Genomic DNA, 15,749 nt, shown 5'->3' on the forward strand with positions numbered 1-15,749 from the left:
GCAGGCGAGAGGATCCAAGGCAACTTTCTGCGGGTGTTTGGCGTGCTTTGACGATGTCCTGGTCTCCGGGTAGACGCCGCGCCCTGTCGACTGGGAACCGCTTTTCGCTCGGTCAAGGCATCCTGCCTTGACTCGCGCGCAAAACATCCATGTTTTGCTTTCCGCGGTCCCCAGTCGCCAGTGCGCGGCTCGCTGCGGCTGGTCCTGCGATGCTCCGGCTACTGGCTACTGGCTGGCTACCCGTTGCCCACGCAGTCGGCGGCCGATCACCACCCCGGCCTCAAGTTGCGGGGGCGTATGAATGCGTAGGCGCGGCGAGTCGAACGTCAGCGAACGGGCACCAGCTGCCGACGCCAGCGCACGGTCGCGCGAGTAGACGGCGGATCACACCCGCCCACCGGCGGGAAATGGCCCAGGGTTGAACCGCGTGCCGAAGGTCCGTTCTGGCCGCTCGCGATTCGATGCTGCCCTCGCGAGTAAGCGCACAACAGGGGCAAGTCGAGGCGCTGCGGACGGCAATCGGCGCCATTGGATCTACGGCTGAACGTTCGACCCATGCCCGCTTCAAGAGCGCTGTACGAAGCATCGGCACAACAGGCGCGGCGAGCCGCGCACTGGCGACCGGGGATCGCGACAAGCAAAACATGGATGTTTTGCGCGCGAGTCGGGGCAGGATGCCCCGACCGAGCGAAAAGCGATTCCCGGTCGACAGGGCGTGGCGTCCATTCGAAGCCGGACAAGGCCACAGCAGACGCGCTGAAACGTGCGCGGCAAACAAAAAAAGACCCGGCGGGGAACTGCCGGGGCAGTCGGCGCGGCTGAGGGATCGCGCCGCCGGGGGGGGTGTGGTTAGCAACCCGGTGTCGCTCGCGCTTGCGGCGAGGCCGGGGTATGGGGAGTTTCCGTCTGCGCGAGCGCCAATGCGTAGAGCGCCGCGCCCAGATGCGGCGGGTGCAGCGGCGTGTGCGGCTCGAAGACCGGGCTGCGCGTCTGCAGCGCGGAAATGAAGGGTGCGCGCAGCAGTTCGCCTGCGCTGAAGGCGCCGCCGGACCAGGACACGCGCACCGGTTCGCCTTCCTCGAAGCCAAGGCTGCCGCGCAGGGCGTCGGCGATCGTCGCCAGCTCCTGGCCAGCCTGCCGGAAGATCGCGCATGCAGCGGCGTCGTTCTGCTCCGCCGCCGTCGCAACCACTCGCGAGAGCTGCGCGATCTCGCCACGCGACATCGCACGTTCGCCATAGACGTGCGCGCACAGGTCTAGGTCCGGCCCGATGCCGAGGTGCTCGCGCAGCATTGCGTGCAGTGGACCCCTGGGCAGGCGGCCATCGGCCATGCGCGAGAACGCGTTGAGCCCTTGCACCGCGATCCAGTACGCCGAGCCCTCGTCCGAGAACACCTCGCCCCAGCCGCCCGCGCGCGCCGCATGGCCGCGGCGCTGGCCGTAGCCGATCGAGCCGGTGCCGGCGACGATGTTGATGCCGTCGCCGCAGGCGAACGATCCTGCCCAGCCGCAGACCATGTCGTTGCCGCAGGCATAGCGCCCGTGGCCCAGCAGCTCGCGCGGGATCGCATCGAGCAGCGGATCGATGCGGCTGTCCTCGCCGAATGCCGGCAGGCCGAAGAACGCATGGCGCAGATCCGCGGCATCGACGCCGGCACCGGCGAGGACCGCATCGATGCCTTCGCGCAAGGTCGCGCGCACGCCGTCCAGTCCCACCTGCGGATGGTAGGTGGTCGCGCACTGCGCTTCGGCCAGCAGCCGCGCCTCGCCGTCGACCAGGGCGAAGCGGGTCTTGGTCCCGCCGCCGTCGACGCCGAGGTAACAGTCCATGGCCATCAGCCCGGGAACGGATGGATGCGCACGCCCTGCACCACGCGGTTCACGGTGCCTTGGGCGTTCGGGTTGTCCGGCGTCAGCCCCAGCGCGCGCGACGCGTAGAAGGCGTAGGCCTGGGCGATCGCGGCATAGGGCCAGAGCAACTCGACATCCGCCGCGTCGGCCACGCCCGGCACGACCAGCGTGTCCTGGAGCGCGGCTTCGCGCGGTTGGGACGCGATCTCGATCACCCGCGCTGCGCAGGCATCCTGGCGCAGCTCATCGATCAGGTCGTGGTCGTAGCGGCGCGCATGCGGGTCATTGGAGACGAACACCAGCACCAGCGTGCCGGCGTCGATGAAGGTCTTGGGCCCGTGGCGGAAGCCCAGCGGCGAGTCGAAGCAGGTGGCCACCGCGCCATTTGTCAGCTCGCCGAGCTTGAGGCAGGCTTCGCGGGCGAGGCCCTTGAACGGGCCGGCGCCGAGGTAGACCACGCGCGTGAACCCGCCGCTCACAAGCGCGGACACCTGCGACGGTGCCGCATCGATCACCTGCGCCATCGCCGCTGCGATCGCCGCGATGCGCGGGCCCAGGGAACCGCTGCCCGCCAGCGCCGCGAGCGTGGCGTACATCATGCAGGTGAAGCTGGAGGTCATGGCGAAGCTGGCGTCGTGCGTCTCTTCCGGCAGCTGCAGCACCATGGCCTCGCGCACCGCGATCCTCGCCAGCCCGCCCTGCGGATTGCAGGTCACTACCAGGTGGCGCACCTCGCGCACCAGCGACTCGGCAAGTTCCACGGCCGCAAGGCTTTCGGGGCTGTTGCCCGAGCGGCCGAACGAGACCAGCAGCAGCGGCTGCCCCGGATCGAGATGGAGCAGCGGCGAGCTCACAAGGTCGGTGGTGGGCACCGCGTCCACGCGCGCGGACAGGCGGCGGTCGAGCAGCGGCGCCAGGCATTCGCCGATGTAGGCGGAGGTGCCCGCGCCGGTGAGGATCACGCGGGCGGCGGCATTGCCGGTGATATGGCCGGCGAACCCATCCAGCCTTGTCTGCAGCTGCGCCACCAGCGCATGGGTCTGGGCCAGCATGCGCGGCTGCTGGGTGATCTCGCGCGCGGTGGCGATGGCGCCGGAGGCGGCCAGTTCGGACTCGGCAATGCCGAGCAACTCGATGCTCATGATGGGATGCAGGCGAAGTGGTAGTCGTCGAGGACGGCGGCCACGTGCGCGGCGGCCAGGGAATGCGGATCGTGGTCGGCAACGCCGTCGCGCAGCGCCTTGAGCGCGTGCGGCAGGTACTGGCTGATCAGCGAGATCGGCGGCGGGTCGGCGCGCAGGTTGGCGAAGAGCTTGGCGCAGGCGGCCTCGATCTGCGGATCGGGCCAGTAGTAGCGGATGCGGTCGCTGAGGCTGAAGTCCAGGTCGATCCCGAGCTGGCGTCCGTCGGAGTGGTAGTAGCGCTGCCAGTACTTCGGCTGCTCGCGCATGCGCCGGATCGCGGTCGCACGCAGGCCGGCACGCGACTCCGGCGCCACCCACTCGCGCTCGATCGCGTCCAGCGCCCAGAGCGCCTCGCGCAGGGCGAAGGTGAGGCCGGGGCCGACCTTGAGGATGGCGAAGTGGTCGCGCACCAGCGCCGCCAGCGCCTCGCGCCGCTGGTAGTCGGTGGAATGCGCCTCGAACACCATGCCCGGCACGTCGGCGATCGCCTCGCTCAGCGCTCCCGCCTTTTCCGGCACGTAGTCCACCACCTGGTGATGGTCGAACTCTACGCCCGGCTGCACCACCGAGGCGATCACCCGCTGCCAGGCCTCGTCCAGGCCCGCGTCGGCGAAAGCCAGGCGATGCGCCTCGATCGTCGCCAGCGCCGCGTCCGGCGTGGTCACCGCCAGGCCATCGATCGATTCGGTCGCGCCGCCGGGCACCGGCACCTCGGTGCCGATCACATACACCGGCGCCTCGCCGCCGGCCTCACGCCAGGCGCCTTCGGAAGCCCGGCACAGGCGCACCGCGCGGCGCACGATCTCCGCCTCCGGCAAGGGTTCCGGATCGCCGGCGCAGGCCATCGAGCAGTCCAGGTGGATCTTGCGGAAGCCCGCGGCCACGTAGGCGGCCACCATCACCTCGGCCTTGGCCATCGCCTCCTCCGGCGCCAGCGACGTCCATGGGTTGGGCCCGAGGTGGTCGCCGCCAAGCACGATGCGCGCCGGGTCGAAGCCGATCTTCGCGGCGATGCCGTGGACGAACTCCACGAAATCCGCCGGCGTCATCCCGGTATAGCCGCCGTCCTGGTTGACCTGGTTGCAGGTCGCCTCGAACAGCACGAAGGGCAGATCGCGCCGCTGCGCGTGGCGCAGTGCTGCCTCGATCACGATGGGATGGGCCGAACAGATCGAGGTCACGCCGCAGGCTGTGCCCTGCTTGTGGCGCGCGATCAGGTCTTGCAGAACGTGCATGGAATTCTTCCGTCAGGGGGAGGTGGGCGGTGCGTCCTGCTCCGGCGCCAGGGCCAGCAGCAGCGACGCCACCAGGGCCAGCGACAGTCCGACCAGCTTCAGCGGGCCAGGCACGACGCCGGCGAAAATCAGCGACAGCACCGCGGTGACCAGCGGCGCGCCGGCGTTGGTCATCGGCGCCACCACGATCGCCTTGCCGTAGCGGAAGGCGAACACCAGGCACAGCGCGCCGATGGCGTTGAGCATCTGGATTGCGGCGGCCAGCCAGGGGCCGTCCCAGCCGGTGTTGATCGGCGCGTCGAAGTCGGTCATCGACCAGGCCACCGGCATCAGCACCAGCGCCCCGACCATCATGTAGAAGAAGATGCTCTCGGCGCTGACGGTGTGGTTGGCCAGCTTCATGAAGTAGGCCTGCACGCCCCAGGCGGCCATGATCAGCAGCGCGTAGGCGAACCAGCCCAGCCCGTCGGCGCCGCCGCCGAAGGAGAGATCGAGCATCGGCAGGGCGACCAGCGCCAGCACGATGCCGAGCGTGCCGACCTTGCCGGTGCGTTCGCGCAGCAGCAGGAACGACAGCGCGATGGTGACCACCGGCGACAGCGAGATGATCGGGAAGATGAAATAGGCCGGTCCCACCGTCAGCGCATGGAACAGCACCATCTGCCCGCCGGCCCCGAGCAGGCCGATCAGCATGCCGTAGAGCACCGCGCGCGGCGTGCGGTCGAGCCGCCAGCCGTTGCGCCAGAGCACGAACAGCGCCGGCGGGATCATGGTCAGCGCCCACACGCAGTAGACGAGCGTGTCGGGGAAGCCGCGCTGCGCCGAGATCGGCGACAGTGCGCCCCAGGCGCCCCACAGCGTGACAGTCACCAGGGCATAGGCGAGCCAGGCGCGGCCCCTGCGCGGGGCGGCCATTGTCGCCGCGCTCATGCGCGCGCCTCCGGCGTCACCTGCAGGAAGACGAAGCGCTTGAACGCGACATCGATGCGCGCGGCGCTGCCGTCCACCACCCCAAGCTCGGTGCCGTTGTAGAGATCGCGCACGCGATGGCGGCCGCGGGGCAGGCCGCGCAGCTCCACCGGGCCGGACCACTCGTCGGCATAGAACGTGTAGTAGAGCGCGCCGTCCTTGCGGATCGCGTGCGCCTCGGGGCGGTCGAAGCCGATGTCGTACAGGTCGCCCAGGTACTCGCCCTTCGGCAGCATGTGCTCGCGGTAGAGGTCGACCCACTTGCGCCACTCGGTCTCGCGCGCGCCTTGCAGCAGCAGTCCGCCGGGCGGCGGCGTCAGCTTCGGGTTCTCGATGTCGCGCGGCCAGGTGAACTTGGTCGAGACCACCGCGCCGATGCCGACGGTGGTGGCCCAGTCGTCGCCGTTGTCGCTCAGCTCGACGTGGTCGCCGGCGTAGCTGCTGCGGTCGCCGGCCAAGGCCTTGAAGGTCTTGCCCTTGTGGCGGATCTGCCAGGACGACAGCGGATCGGACGACGGGAACTGGTCGGTGCCCGGCAGGCTGTGGAAGGCGAAGGCGGTGCCGCAGGGGCAGAGTTCCACCACGGCCTCGGGATTGGCCTCGCGCGCGGCGCGATGGATCGCGCTCCAGAACGCGCCCATCTGCTCGCAGGACTCTTCCGGATACGCATGGTTGTGCGCCGGGTTGTGGCAGGGCGCCACCGCGTTGAGGTGGTGGCCGTCGATCTTCAGGCCCTCGAAACCCCAGTCGCCGATGATCTTCTTCACCAGCGCGACGTAGTAGTCGACCACCGGCTGGTAGGCCGGGCACTGGGTCAGCGAGTTCCACCAAGTGACCTTCTGAAAGCCGCCGTCCTGGTCGAGCAGCAGCATGTCCGGGCGCTTGAACAGGATCTCGCTGCCCGGGTCGGCCGCCAGCGGCGCGATCCACAGGCGCGGGCGCAGGCCCTGGCGGCGGATCTCGGCGGTGAAGGCGCGCATGTCGTCCTCGCCGCCGGGATACTTGTCGAGGTTGATCGCCCAGTCGCCCTCGTTGGTCTGCCAGCCATCGTCCAGCACCACCCACTCGAAGCCGAGCTCCTTGACCTTGGGCAGGGTCCCGAGCACCTGCTCGGCGGTGTAGTCGCGCTCGTAGCCCCAGGCGCACCACACCGGCGCGAACGCCGAATCCGGCACCTCGGGTCCCTCCAGGCCCTCGGCCGCCATCCAGGTGCGGTAGGCCTGCAGCGTGGAGAAATGGTCGCCGCTGTGCAGGCGAACGAAGCAGCGCTCGGTTTCCAGCGACTGCCCCGGCGCCAGCGTCATCGGCCGCTCGGCCTCCAGCGCGATCGCCGCGCCGCCGGGCGTGCGGCGCACCGGCATCGACATGATCTTCGGCACGGTTTCCAGGTGGCCGACGGCCAGGCCCAGGTCGCGGCGCCAGATATTGGCCACGGGCGTGCCGCCGCCGTAGTCGGAGCTGTCCATGCCCAGGTAGTTGCGCTGCTCGAAGCCCTCGGCCAGCGGCTGCACCCAGTCGCGGCGGTCGGTGTGGCTGGCGCCGGAGAAGGTCCAGAAGCCATCCGGACGCTGCTCGAGCTCATGCGCGGCGGCGCGCCAGCCGGCGACCTCCAGCGGCGCATCGCCGGTGTTGCGGTAGCGCGTCTTCAGCACCGCCAGGCCCGGATAGCGCTGGAAGAACTGCACCTCGACCTGCTTTTCGATGCCGTTCGCGGCCAGCCCGCTGACGATCGTGGCCTGGCCCTTGCCGTGGCGCGGATCGCGCAGGGCGCGCGTGCGCGCGCCGGCAAAGGCGAAGTCATCGACCGCGCTCTCGCCCAGTAGCAGGCTTTCGCTGGGTTGCCAGCCGGTGGCGAATTCGCCGCGCCGCGCCAGGCGCGTGTGCAGGCGCTGGTCGAAGACGATCGCCAGCTCCTCGTCCTGGGCGACGGCCTTGCCGGCGCCCGCGGCGATGCGGCTGCCTGCCCGTGCCGCGTTCCACGGCATGGCCGCGGCTGCGGCACCGCCAGTGACCAGCTTCAGGACGGTGCGACGGTCGATCGATGACATCGGCTTCCTCCGGTTGCGAGGGGCCATTCTGGCCACGCATCGCTCGATGATGCAACACATTTGTTTCGATTTGTGTTAGAAAAGTTTCGTTTCCGTACCGGAGGTGGCGATGAACCGTTTCCCCAAGGCATGGCGCCGCGCGCCGCTGGCGCTGCTGGCGATCTGGCTGTCGGCCTGTTCCCCCGCCACGAACGATCCGGTGCCGGCGGATACCGGGGTCGCTGCGGACAAGCCGGCCGCAGCGTCCACCTATGCAATGGAAGACTTCACGCGGCTGCGCAAGTTCGATGCGCACGTGCACGCCAACTCCAGCGACCGCGCGCTGCTCGACCAGGCCGAGGCCGACGGCTTCGAGGTGCTGTCGATCAATGTCGACTACCCGGCCTTCCCGCCGGTCGCCGAGCAGCACGCGGCGGCGCTGACCCTCGCCGAAGCCGATCCGGCGCGCTTCCACTGGGCCGCCACCTTCACCATGCAGGGCTACGGCACGCCGGCATGGAGCGCGCGCATCGGCAGCGAGCTGGCGCAGGCGGTCGGGCAGGGCGCGAAGGCGGTGAAGGTGTGGAAGAACATCGGCATGGTCGAGCGCGACGCCGACGGCCGCCTGCTGCGCATCGACGATCCCGGCCTGGCGCCGCTGGCCGAGCACGTGCAGGCGCTGGGCGTGCCGCTGATCGTGCACCAGGGCGAGCCGCACAACTGCTGGCTGCCGCTGGAGCACATGACCACCGAGAACGACCGCCAGTACTTCGCCAACCACCCCGAGTACCACATGTACCTGCAGCCGGAAATGCCCGGCTACGAGGAGCTGATGGCCGCGCGCGACCGCTTCCTGGCCGCGCATCCGCAGCTGCCGGTGGTGGGCGCGCACCTGGCCAGCCTGGAATGGGACGTCGATCGCCTGGCGGCCTTCCTCGACCGCTTCCCCACCGCCACCGTCGACCTGGCCGCGCGCATGGCGCAGGTCCAGCACCAGTCGGTGCGCGACCACGAGCGCGTGCGCGAGTTCTTCATCCGCTACCAGGACCGGCTGCTCTACGGCACCGACCTGACCCAGGGGCCGGACGCGGATCCGGCCGAATTCCGCGCGCAGGCGGCCGAAGTGTGGCGCTCGGACTGGCGCTACCTCGCGACCGGGCAGACCCAGCGGATCGACACGATCGACGCCGATGTGCCGGGCCTGGCGCTGCCGCGCGAGGTGATCGACCGGATCTACTGGAACAACGCCGCGCGCGTCTTCGGCCTGGCCGACGCGGCGGCCGCGGCCGCCGACTGAGTGCGCTCAGGCCAGCAGCAGCTGCACGCCGTGCTGCTCGGCCGCGCTGCGGATGCTCTCGGGCGCGTCGCTGTCGGTGACCAGCACGTCGAGTTCGGACACCGGGATGATCCGGTGCAGACAGACACGGCCGAACTTCGAGCTGTCGGTGATCGCCACCACCGTGCGCGCGGCCTCGACCATCCTGCGGTTGAGCATCGCCTCGGGCTCGTAATGGGTGGTGATCCCGCGCTCGAGATCGAAGCCGTCCACGCCCAGGAACAGCATGTCCACGTGCAGGGCGTCGATCGCTTCCACCGTCAGGCCGCCATAGAAGGCCATGTTCTTGCGGCGGAGCTGGCCGCCCAGCATCACGATGTCGATATTGCCCTTGGGCGCCAGCGCGCTGAGCACGCCGAAGTCGTTGGTGACCACGGTCAGGCCGACGTTGGGCAGGGCCTCGGCCAGCTGGATGGCGGTGGTGCCCGAGTCGATGGCGATGGTGTCGCCTGGTTTGACCAGGGTGGCCGCGCGCTGGCCGACGCGGCGCTTCTCGTCCAGGCGCGCGGTGCGCTTGACCTCGTAGGGCGGTTCCATCGTCGCGCTGCCGACCAGGCTGCTGTCGATGGCGCCGCCGTAGGCCCGCGCCATCACCCCGCGCTCGGCCAGGTAGCGCAGGTCCTTGCGCACCGTCTGCATGCTGACGCCAAAGCGGGTGGCCAGCGCATTCACCTGCACGCTGCCGTGCTGGCGCACGAGTTCGCTGATCTGCAGCCGTCTCTGGCTGGTGTCCCGGGTGGCGGCCATGGTCTCCCTTCCTTCCGTTTCGCGAGTATCGGACATTTCGTTTGATTTCGCTATTGATGCTAAACGAAACATAAGCTAGGCTCGGTTTCGTTTCGTTAGGCCAACATTCCTGTTACACCACGAGGAGACGCGCCGTGAAGACCGCTCGACTGCACCGGAACACCCTTTTCTGCGGTATCGCGCTGGCGCTCGCGCCCAGCGTGCTTCTGGCGCAGCAGGCAGAACAGGCGGCTCCGGCGGCGCAGCAGGCGGAAGGCGAGATCGAGGCCCTCGACGCGGTGGTCGTGACCGGCGTGCGCGGCAGCCTGGCGCGCGCCACCGAGCTCAAGCGCGACTCGTCCACGGTGCAGGACTCGATCAGCGCGCTCGAGCTGGGCAAGTTCCCCGACGACAACGTCGCCGATTCGCTCAGCCACATCACCGGCGTGTCGATCTCGCGCACGGCCGGCGGCGAGGGCCAGCGCGTCAGCGTGCGCGGCCTGGGCCCCGAGTACACCCTGACCACCTTCAACGGCCGCATCCTCGCCACCGACGGCGCCGGCCGCGATTTCGCCTACGACGTGCTGCCGGCCGACGTGATCAGCGGCGCGGACGTGATCAAGGGCGCGCAGGCCTCGCTGTCGGAAGGCGCGATCGGCGGCCTGATCAACCTGCGCTCGGCCAGTCCCTTCGACCGCACCGGCCAGCACGGCATCGTGCGCCTGGAGGGCGATCGCAATCTGATGTCGGAATTCGACGGCGGCAAGCTGTCGGCGGCCTACAGCAACACCTTCGCCGACGACCGCTTCGGCATGCTGCTGGGCGTGGTCTACGGCAAGCGCAAGGACCGCACCGACGTGGCCGGCAACGACGGCGGCTGGAGCCGCAACGCCGATCCCACCGACGAAAGCTGGCTGTGGGGCAATACCTGGGGCGGGCATATCGACCCCAACGGCAATGGCGTACTCGATCCCGAGGAGTACGGCCTGATCGGCCCCGGCCAGTTCCGCGTCGGCTCAATCCTCGAGGAGAAGAAGCGTACCGCGCTCTCGGCCAAGTTCGAATGGCGGCCGAGCGATGACGTGCGGATCGCGGTCGACGGGCTGAAGACGCGCCTGGATTCGCCGCAGGTCGGCTTCCAGCAGTCGTATTACCCGCTGTACGCGCCGGGCCGCTGGTCGGACATGACCATCCGCGACGGCATCGTCACCGACTTCACCATGGACAACCCGGATCCGGAGATGCGGCTCAACCCCGAGCTGCTCAACCAGACCGAGCACCGCGTGGTCGATACCGATCTCTACGGCATCAATGGCCAGTGGCAGGTCAACGACGACTTCAAGCTGAGCGCGGACTTCTACCGCTCGACCTCCAGCCGCCAGTCCGGCGGCCTGGACACCTACGTCGTGCTGCGCATGAACCAGCCCAACGTTTCGCGCATCTGGCTCGATGGCGGCATGCCCAACGTCGAGGGCACCTTCTCCGGCGGTCGCGACCTCGCCGGTGGGCTGGCCGCCGGCCAGTTCGGCGCCGAGGATTTCAATACCCACTATTTCTCGCTCGCGGGCGACAACATCGAGGATCGCATCACCGGCGGCTCGCTGGATGGCGAACTGTTCGTGGGCGAGCTGGGCATCGACCGGCTGAAGTTCGGCGTCACCCGCACCGACCGGCGCAAGGCGCGCGACCTGGTCAACAACGCCATCACCGGCGGCGCGGACTACTACTCGGGCGGCAACGCGATCAACGTCGGCGACCTCGGCGGCAACGTGCTCTCGCGCACCTTCAACCTGCCCAACTTCATGAGCGGCGTGTCGTCTGTGTTCCCGCGCTCGTTCCTGTCCTTCGACGTACCCGGCTACATCGAGGCGCTGCGCGGCTACGACGGCAACCTGCGTCCGGACGGCACGCCCTACGACTACTCCGCGGCGGCGCCGGTCTGGAATCCGCTGGAGAGCTACCGGGTCAGCGAGGAGACCACGGCCGCGTACATCGAACTCGATCTCGCCGGCGAGCGCTGGGACGCCAACGTCGGCCTGCGCCTGGTCAAGACGCAGACCACGGCCCAGGCCTGGGACGCGCGGATCCTGGACATCGTCGAGTTCGGCGCGTTCAACTACAGCGTGGTCTACGACGAGCCCAGCTCGGTCTACCAGGAGTCGGAGTACACCTACGCCCTGCCGACGGCCAACTTCACCTGGCGCTTCACCGACGACCTGCAGCTCCGCCTGGGCGCGGCCAAGACCATGGCGCGTCCGGCGGTGAGCCAGCTGGCGCCCACCAACACCACCGAAAGCGTGGCCTGGGGTGAGTTCACCCAGATCTACGGCGGCAACGCCGAGCTCAAGCCCTACAGCGCCGAGCAGGCGGACGCCTCGCTGGAGTGGTACTTCTCCGAGAACTCGATCGCCAACCTGGCGGTGTTCCACAAGCGCATCGAGAACCAGATCACCACCAGCTGGGAACCGGGCCAGGACATCGGCGTGGGACCGATCGTCGACACCGAAGGCAATCCGGTCACCAGCGGCCCGACCCTGTTCAACGTGATGCGCCCGATCAACGGCGACTACGCCAAGGTGTACGGCTTCGAGGCCGGGCTGCAGCACTTCTGGGAGAGCGGCTTCGGCTTCCGCGCGCAGTACACCCGCAACTGGTCCAGCAGCTGGGTGGCCGACGAGGAGCGCCCGCTGGAAGGCATCGCGCCCTCGGTCTACTCGCTGGGCGTGATGTACGAGAAGGGGCCGTGGTCGCTGGGTGCCACCGCCGACCGCACCGACGGCTTCGTCACCGCGATCAACGTGCTGGGCGGCGGCTACAACGAGCAGGCAGATCCCATCACCTGGCTCACCGCGCACGCGTCCTACAGCGTCAACGATGCGCTGTCGATCTCGCTGGAAGGCAGCAACCTGCTGGACGAGGAGAACACGTACAGCATCAACGGCAATCCCCTGCTGTCGCAGGGCTACTACCGCTACGGCCGCTCGATTACGCTGGGCCTGAGCTACCGCTTCTGAGGTATCGCGCCGCCGCCCGCCGGGCGGCGGCGAAGCCGGTCCCGCCGACGCGACACAGGGAGGTTGGCGCCATCGACACGATCCGCATGTTCGTGCGCGGCGCGGCTGCCGCGGCTCTGGTCGCGGGTGTGGCCGCGTCGCAGGCGTTCGATGGCGGGCACGCCGACACCGTGACGTCCCGGCGCGACGCGGCGGAGCTGGATGGTCCCTTCGCTGATCGCGCCTGGCGGCTTGCCGGGACCACGCGCGTCGTTGCGGGTCCGTTCGCGGGCCTCGCGCGACCGCCTCGCGGGGCATGGGAATCGCGGTCCGCCGCGCCCGTGGCGCAAGCGCAGGCCGCGGCATCCGTTCCGGTGGCTGAGCCTGGCGCAGAGTCGCAGGTCCGCGCCGCCGGCGGCAACGGTTATCGCCATCGGCGTGCAGCGGCCGGGTACGTGCCGGTGCCGCTGCAGGCCAGCATCGATGCGGTGCAGCCGATGACCGGCATCGTGCTGTGGGACGACAACGCCAGCGCGCTGGCGGCGCTGGGCGGCGATGTGCAGCTGGAATTCGCGTACCTGCGCTACAGCGACGTGGTCGGCGAGGCCGGCGCCTACGACTGGGGCGCGGTGGAGCAGCGGCTTGCCAGCGCGTCCGCGCGCGGGCACCAGATGATCCTGCGCTTCCACGATACCTATCCCGGCCACACCGGGATCACGATTCCGGCCCATGTCGCCGATTCGCCGGACCATGCGTTGGCCTGGTACAGCGTGGAGGGCCGGCGGACCTTCATCCCCGACTGGCGCTCGACCACGCTGCAGGACTTCGTGCTGGAGTTCTACACCCGCTTCGCGCAGCGCTACGACCGCGATCCACGCCTGGCCTTCCTGCAGGTAGGCTTCGGCTCCTACGGCGAGTACCACCTCTGGGACGGGCCGCTGGAGCTGGGCCGCACGTTCCCGTCCAAGGCGTTCCAGCAGCGTTTTCTCGAGCATCTCGAGCGGACTTTCGCGCACACGCCTTGGTCGCTGTCGATCGATGCGGCCAACCCGACCTACACGCCGTTCTCCAGCGTGCAGGCCTTGCGCCAGCTGCGCTTTGGCCTGTTCGACGATTCGTTCATGCATGAAACGCATTCGGCCAGCGACCAGGAGTACAACCGCGCGTCGTGGCTGTTCTTCGGCGATGCGCGCGTGCAGCACAGCCCCGCCGGTGGCGAGTTTAGCTACTATAGCGAGTACGACCAGCGCCATGTGCTCGATCCGGAGGGCGCCTGGGGCCGCAGCTTCGAATCGTTCGCGGCGCAGTACCGCATCAGCTACATGATCGGCAACGACCAGCCGCGCTACCAGCCTGCCGAGCGGATCCGCGAGGCAGCGATGGCCACGGGCTATGCGTTCCGCATCGTCGAGCTGGCGAGCAACGGCGAGTGCGTGCGCATCGGCGTACGCAACGAAGGCATCGCGCCGATCTATCACGACGCCTGGCCGGCAACGAACGGCCGACGCTCAGCGGCTTCGCTCAAGGGCCTGATGCCGGGCGCCAGCCTCGCGACCGAAACCTGCATCGGCCAGCACCAGCCCGGCGCGCTGCGCATCACGATCGAAAGCGATCGCCTAGTGCCGGGGCAGCGGATCGGCTATCGCGCGGACCTGCGTTGATCGGGCGGGGTCGACACGATCGGGGGCAATCGCGCGCCGGTGTCCTCTTCTCGAGGCCGCCGGCTTCCCGCTCATCGAAGGGCGCACACGACAGGTGATCTGTACGGGTTCGGATCGGGGCCGCGCCCGGTCGGCGGGGGATCGCTCTCCGCCCGGTCAGGGCCGCTGCGCGATCCTGACTGGCTCAGCGCCCCTCGGGTGTTCGCGTAGAGCGCGGCATGCCGCGCAAGCCATCCACGCTCTCTCTGCCCCGGCTCGCACGCGAGACATCCATTCTGCCGCGCGTCGCGATCCCCGAGCGCCAGTTCGCGGCGCAACGCGGACTGGCTTCGATGCTTTGATCGGTGCGTCGAAGCCACGTCACATGAGCGCGGTCGATCCGGTCCGGGGGCAGCAAGCGCCGCATGGATTCGCCGAGACGAGACGCCACCTGTGCGGCGCACTGCTTGTGCCGCTGCCGCGCTTCCCCGAACGCGCTGGGTACCGTGGGTCCGACCGCGCGACGCTCTGAAGCGCGGTGAGCGATCCCTGGCTCGTACGACCTGCGCCAAGCCGAGCCGCCGAAAGCAACCCCTCTTTCTCACATCGAGATCGGTGTCGGGTCGTCCAAGAAGCAATAAAAAACCCGGCAGCCGGAGCTGCCGGGTTGCGTCGGCGCGAGAGGGGAGGGATCGCGCCGGCTTGGGGACCCGTCGGATCAGCGGCGCTTGGCGGGCTTGGTCGCCTGCGCGGTCGCGGTCTCGGCGGCAGCCTGGGCCTTGGCCGTGGCGGACTCGAGCTGTGCCTTGGCGATCTGCGCGATCGCCTCGTTGGTCTTGACCGTGGCGCCGAAGACTTCCTGGCCGGCGCTGATGGCGCGCTCGACGTTCTCGCGGGCGATCTGCACGCCCTTCGGCAGCAGGGTCTTGAAGCCGTCGAAATCGCGGACCTCGGCAGCTTCGCCGAAGAACGAGAAGGTGGCCTCGGCGTTCTCTTCCAGCGTGGCCAGCTGCAGGCCGAACGCCTTCTGCGCGTTGTCGAGGGTGAGCTGGCCGATGCGCGCGGCGGTGTCGGCGAACTGACGCGTCGCGGCGGCGAACTGCTCGTTGTACTGGTAGTTCATGGGATCTCCTTGCGTACAGTGCCGGCGCGGATTGCCGGTTTGTGCGATGCAGCATAGACCCGTCCATGTTGCGTTGCAACATTCCGCCGACGAGCGGCCTGAATCCGTTCAGGCTCCAGTAAAATCAGGCGCTTGCGGCTGCGGACAACGGCCGCCAGACGGCTCAACCCGTGTAGCGGCAGCCGGAGGTGCAGGTTTCGCGCACGACCACCGCGCCGAGCTGGGGCAGGGCCGGCTTGAGGCGGTCCCAGATCCAGGCCGCCAGGCGCTCGCTGGTCGGGTTCTCCAGCCCGGGCACATCGTTGAGGTAATGGTGGTCCAGCTGCTCGTACAAGGGCTTGAAGGCCGCCTTGATGTCGGCGAAGTCCATCACCCAGCCGGTGTCGGCCCCGGGCTCCCCGCTGACGTGCAGTTCCACCCCGAACGAGTGCCCGTGCAGGCGCGCGCACTTGTGCCCGGGCGGCACGTTGGGCAGCCGATGCGCGGCTTCGATGGTGAAACTCTTGAAGATGTCCATCGTGTCATTGTCCGCCCGCGCCGCACGGGCGGCAATCGCGGAACTTGGGGTTTGCCGCTTCGGTGCGGTAGCGTACGGACCCCGGCGGCGCGCGGCCATGCCCGGTCCGCCCCGCCGGCGCACCCTTCTCCCCGCCATGCGACGAGCA

At 69.1% G+C, this 15,749-nt stretch carries 11 protein-coding genes; 3 read left to right on the plus strand and 8 right to left on the minus strand.

The genetic code is table 11. The annotated features are described in order from the left end of the window. Positions 1-849: 849 nt before the first annotated feature. Genes ACFQ2D_RS06405 through ACFQ2D_RS06425 form a run of 5 tightly spaced genes read right to left on the minus strand, consistent with a single transcriptional unit; the run spans position 850 to position 7,287 of the window. Positions 850-1,830 carry a BadF/BadG/BcrA/BcrD ATPase family protein gene (locus tag ACFQ2D_RS06405; RefSeq protein ID WP_280943009.1) on the minus strand — a complete coding sequence of 327 codons (981 nt, stop codon included), beginning with the start codon at positions 1,828-1,830 and terminating at the stop codon, positions 850-852. A 5-nt stretch (positions 1,831-1,835) separates the two neighbouring features. Further along, positions 1,836-2,993, minus strand: coding sequence for an SIS domain-containing protein (locus tag ACFQ2D_RS06410; RefSeq protein WP_280943010.1), 1,158 nt, complete (start codon positions 2,991-2,993; stop codon positions 1,836-1,838). Then, positions 2,990-4,270 carry a D-tagatose-bisphosphate aldolase, class II, non-catalytic subunit gene (locus ACFQ2D_RS06415; protein ID WP_280943011.1) on the minus strand — a complete coding sequence of 427 codons (1,281 nt, stop codon included), beginning with the start codon at positions 4,268-4,270 and terminating at the stop codon, positions 2,990-2,992. Before ACFQ2D_RS06415 ends, ACFQ2D_RS06410 begins: the two co-directional genes overlap by 4 nt. A gap of 12 nt (positions 4,271-4,282) precedes the next feature. Then, positions 4,283-5,200 (minus strand): DMT family transporter, encoded by a 918-nt coding sequence (locus tag ACFQ2D_RS06420; RefSeq protein WP_280943012.1) that lies wholly within the window; start codon positions 5,198-5,200, stop codon positions 4,283-4,285. Next, the gene (locus ACFQ2D_RS06425) at positions 5,197-7,287 is read right to left on the minus strand and encodes a glycoside hydrolase family 36 protein (protein ID WP_280943013.1); all 2,091 of its coding nucleotides are present in this window, start codon (positions 7,285-7,287) and stop codon (positions 5,197-5,199) included. The genes ACFQ2D_RS06420 and ACFQ2D_RS06425 overlap by 4 nt, the downstream gene beginning before the upstream one ends. Before the next feature lie 109 nt (positions 7,288-7,396). On the opposite strand from ACFQ2D_RS06425, the gene ACFQ2D_RS06430 reads away from it, so the two are divergent. Then, a complete protein-coding gene (locus tag ACFQ2D_RS06430; protein WP_280943014.1) occupies positions 7,397-8,563 on the plus strand; it encodes an amidohydrolase family protein in 1,167 nt (388 codons plus the stop codon). Between the two features lie 6 nt (positions 8,564-8,569). Here ACFQ2D_RS06430 and agaR read toward each other — a convergent pair whose 3' ends face one another. Then, entirely contained in the window at positions 8,570-9,349 is a 780-nt protein-coding gene (gene agaR, locus ACFQ2D_RS06435; protein ID WP_280943015.1) for a transcriptional repressor AgaR, read from the minus strand. Positions 9,350-9,483: 134 nt separating this feature from the next. Here agaR and ACFQ2D_RS06440 point away from each other — a divergent pair, with 134 nt between their 5' ends. Both ACFQ2D_RS06440 and ACFQ2D_RS06445 read left to right on the plus strand, forming a co-directional pair. Continuing rightward, positions 9,484-12,342 (plus strand): TonB-dependent receptor, encoded by a 2,859-nt coding sequence (locus ACFQ2D_RS06440; RefSeq protein WP_280943016.1) that lies wholly within the window; start codon positions 9,484-9,486, stop codon positions 12,340-12,342. 353 nt (positions 12,343-12,695) lie between these two features. Then, entirely contained in the window at positions 12,696-13,982 is a 1,287-nt protein-coding gene (locus ACFQ2D_RS06445) for a hypothetical protein (protein WP_280943017.1), read from the plus strand. 697 nt (positions 13,983-14,679) lie between these two features. Here the strand turns inward: ACFQ2D_RS06445 and ACFQ2D_RS06450 are convergent. Next, positions 14,680-15,084, minus strand: coding sequence for a phasin family protein (locus ACFQ2D_RS06450; RefSeq protein WP_280943018.1), 405 nt, complete (start codon positions 15,082-15,084; stop codon positions 14,680-14,682). A 163-nt stretch (positions 15,085-15,247) separates the two neighbouring features. After that, on the minus strand, positions 15,248-15,601 hold the full coding sequence (gene queD / locus ACFQ2D_RS06455; RefSeq protein ID WP_280943019.1) for a 6-carboxytetrahydropterin synthase QueD: 354 nt from the start codon (positions 15,599-15,601) through the stop codon (positions 15,248-15,250). Positions 15,602-15,749: the final 148 nt, after the last annotated feature.

The sequence above is a fragment of the Luteimonas composti genome (assembly GCF_042678665.1).
Classification (GTDB): Bacteria; Pseudomonadota; Gammaproteobacteria; order Xanthomonadales; family Xanthomonadaceae; genus Luteimonas; species Luteimonas composti.

Coding starts and splice junctions, on each gene's coding strand:
- ACFQ2D_RS06420 (WP_280943012.1), bottom strand. CDS start 5,200: ATGAGCGCGGCGACAATGGCCGCCCCGCGCAGGGGCCGCGCCTGGCTC.
- ACFQ2D_RS06430 (WP_280943014.1), top strand. CDS start 7,397: ATGAACCGTTTCCCCAAGGCATGGCGCCGCGCGCCGCTGGCGCTGCTG.
- ACFQ2D_RS06410 (WP_280943010.1), bottom strand. CDS start 2,993: ATGAGCATCGAGTTGCTCGGCATTGCCGAGTCCGAACTGGCCGCCTCC.
- ACFQ2D_RS06415 (WP_280943011.1), bottom strand. CDS start 4,270: ATGCACGTTCTGCAAGACCTGATCGCGCGCCACAAGCAGGGCACAGCC.
- agaR (WP_280943015.1), bottom strand. CDS start 9,349: ATGGCCGCCACCCGGGACACCAGCCAGAGACGGCTGCAGATCAGCGAA.
- ACFQ2D_RS06425 (WP_280943013.1), bottom strand. CDS start 7,287: ATGTCATCGATCGACCGTCGCACCGTCCTGAAGCTGGTCACTGGCGGT.
- ACFQ2D_RS06405 (WP_280943009.1), bottom strand. CDS start 1,830: ATGGACTGTTACCTCGGCGTCGACGGCGGCGGGACCAAGACCCGCTTC.
- ACFQ2D_RS06450 (WP_280943018.1), bottom strand. CDS start 15,084: ATGAACTACCAGTACAACGAGCAGTTCGCCGCCGCGACGCGTCAGTTC.
- queD (WP_280943019.1), bottom strand. CDS start 15,601: ATGGACATCTTCAAGAGTTTCACCATCGAAGCCGCGCATCGGCTGCCC.